This window comes from Pelagibius marinus, assembly GCF_014925385.1.
In the GTDB taxonomy this organism is placed as follows: domain Bacteria; phylum Pseudomonadota; class Alphaproteobacteria; order Kiloniellales; family Kiloniellaceae; genus Pelagibius; species Pelagibius marinus.
Genome location: NZ_JACSDK010000032.1, coordinates 1 through 887, shown reverse-complemented (window position 1 = coordinate 887; position 887 = coordinate 1). Strand labels below are relative to the sequence as shown.

At 68.7% G+C, this 887-nt stretch carries 1 protein-coding gene; it reads right to left on the bottom strand.

Annotation, left to right across the window (positions count from 1 at the left end; all coding sequences use genetic code 11):
- A partial coding sequence (locus H7X47_RS25655; protein ID WP_193371636.1) for a hypothetical protein occupies nt 1–887 on the bottom strand: 887 nt, incomplete at both ends.

The window sequence follows — 887 nt, the reverse complement described above, 5'->3', positions numbered from 1 at the left end:
ACCCGCTCCTCCTGGTCGAGGTCCAGGATGACGCCGGCCAGCAGCGTGGTGTCCTCCACGTCGTTCAGCGTCAGCCGGGTGCCGAGGAAGAGGTCGTCCTCGAAGGGCGTCTGCGGGGTCTTGTCGCCGCGCCCGTCGTGCAGGTATTCCGCCAGCAGGCCCAGGTCGGCGTCGCTCTCCATGACGCCGAAGAGCGTGTACTCGAAGCCGCCGACCGCGGCGAAGAAACGGTCGTCCTGGCCCGAGCGGGTCATCCCCTCGAACTTCAGCAGCCAGGGGCCAGTGGTGTACTGCACATCGACGCTGGTCTGGTCGATGAGATCGTAGTGGGGCCGCAGCACCGGCTGGCCGTTGTCGCTGGTGGCGGGCAGCAGGACCGGCTCGCGGCTGGTGCCGTGGAAGTGCGCGACGCCGACGTCCCAGTTGTCGAAGGAGTGCGAGTAACGCAGGGCGAAGTCCACGTGCCACTGCTCGGCGGAGGAGTCGTAGGTGGCGTCGCCGGAGGCGATGGGCAGGGCGCCGCGCAGGCGCGCGTCGTCGTCGGGGAAGCTGCGCTCTCGGAAACCCGGCAGCACGAAGAAGGACAGCGTGCCCCAGTCGCGCAGCAGGTTGAGGTTGGCCATGGGCTGGCCCAGCTTGTCCTCCTGATCCGGGCTTTCCACCAGGTCGGTCTGGTTGACGATGTCGATCAGGTGGCGCGACTCGGCGACGCCCCAGAAGACCTTGCTGACCCCCAGGACCGTGTCCCAGTCGTCGCCCGCGTGGTACCAGCTCAGCTCGCGGATGTCGGCGTGGGTGCGGTTCTCGTCGTCGGCGTCGAGGCGCAGGAAGGGCACGAAGGTGATGCGGTCGTCGCGCCGGTTCCAGCGGTAGCGCAGTTCCGGCTG